At 69.4% G+C, this 1497-nt stretch carries 1 protein-coding gene; it reads right to left on the minus strand.

Annotated elements, in window-relative coordinates; genetic code table 11:
* Positions 1 to 69 precede the first annotated feature (69 nt).
* The gene (locus ACFWM7_RS35260) at positions 70 to 1287 is read right to left on the minus strand and encodes an IS110 family transposase (RefSeq protein WP_383268864.1); all 1218 of its coding nucleotides are present in this window, start codon (positions 1285 to 1287) and stop codon (positions 70 to 72) included.
* Positions 1288 to 1497 lie beyond the last annotated feature (210 nt).

Genomic DNA, 1497 nt, shown 5'->3' on the forward strand with positions numbered 1-1497 from the left:
GGGGGGGTGCCTCTATGTCGTTCGTCAAGGCACCCCTGTCGGGTTTGGGGCGGTTCGGTGTTGCTGGGGTTATGCGGCGAGTTCGACGTCCTTCGGTGTCCGGGGTTCGTAGAAGGTGCCGTCGCGGAGCATGGCGAACAGGACGCTGATGCGTTGGCGGGCGAGGCGGAGGAGCGCTTGGGTGTGGGTTTTGCCGCGTGCTCGTTGTCTGTCGTAGTAGGTGCGGGAGGCGGGGTCGGCGTTCATGCAGGCGAAGGCGGACAGGAACATGGCGCGTTTGAGTTGCCGGTTTCCGCCTCGGGGTGCGTGTTCGCCGTGGATCGAGGTCCCGGACGACCTCGTGGCCGGGGCGAGTCCGGCGTAGGAGGCGAGGTGGGCGGCGGTGGGGAAGCTGGTGCCGTCGCCGACGGTGACCAGCAGGACGGCGGCGGTCCTGACGCCGACGCCGGGCATCGACGTCAGGACCGGGGAAAGAGGGTGGGCCTCCAGCAGGGTGTTGATCTGGGCTTCCATCGCCCGGCGCTGGGTGTGGACGGCGGCGAGCGAGGCGGCCAGGGAGGGCACGACGATGTCGAGGGTGCCGGTGCCGGGGACGACGACGGTCTGCTCGTCGAGTGCGTCGAAGACGTCGTCGATCAGCCGGGCTGCCATGCGCGGGGCTTTCGGGCGGATCAGTTCCACGAGTCTGCGGCGGCCGGCTCTGCGCAGGGCGGCCGGGGAGCCGTAGCGCTCCAGGAGCCAGGTGACGGCCTGGTGGTCGAGTCGTGGGCCCAGGACGCGTTCCAGGCTGGGGTGGAACTGGGTGAGCAGGCCGCGTATCCGGTTGCTGGTGCGGGTGGCCTCGGCGGCGAGGTCCTGGTCGAAGCCGACGAGGACCGTGAGTTCGGCGGTGATCTCGTCGGTCAGTTCCAGGGACCGCAGGGTGTGCGGCATGGTGCGGGCGGCGTCCGCGATCACCGCGGCGTCCTTGGCGTCGGTCTTGGCCTCGCCCGGGTAGAGGTCGGCGATCCGGCGCATCGCCAGTCCGGGCAGGTAGGCGACCTGGCAGCCCGCGTCCCGGGCCACGGTCAGGGGCAGGGCTCCGATCGAGGCGGGCTGGTCCACGATCACCAGAACAGTGCCGAACTTCTCGGTGAGCTTGTCGAAGACGGCCCGCAGCTTCGGCTCGCTGTTGGGCAGCTGCTTGTCGAAGACCTTCTTCCCGGCCGGGGTGAGTCCGTGGCCGTGATGAGTGGTCTTGCCGACGTCCAGGCCCAGGAACACGCCCACGTCTTCGGTGTCGAACATCGCGCCCTTCCCAGGGGGTTGTCGGTGCCGGCCTCGGCAGTGGTGTCGTACTCGCGCATCCACGTTATGCAGACCTGCCGCCCGCGAACTGTCCGGCATTGCGCCGGACCGGACGGTAGCCGGACCTCTGATCAGCGTCTCCGACGGACACCTCCCGGGCCCGGTGACACCACCCCCCAGGTCATCCCTTCGACAGGGGGCAACAGTCAT

Origin of the sequence: Streptomyces sp. NPDC058375 (assembly GCF_042723425.1) — a bacterium.
GTDB classification, from domain to species: Bacteria; Actinomycetota; Actinomycetes; order Streptomycetales; family Streptomycetaceae; genus Streptomyces; species Streptomyces durocortorensis.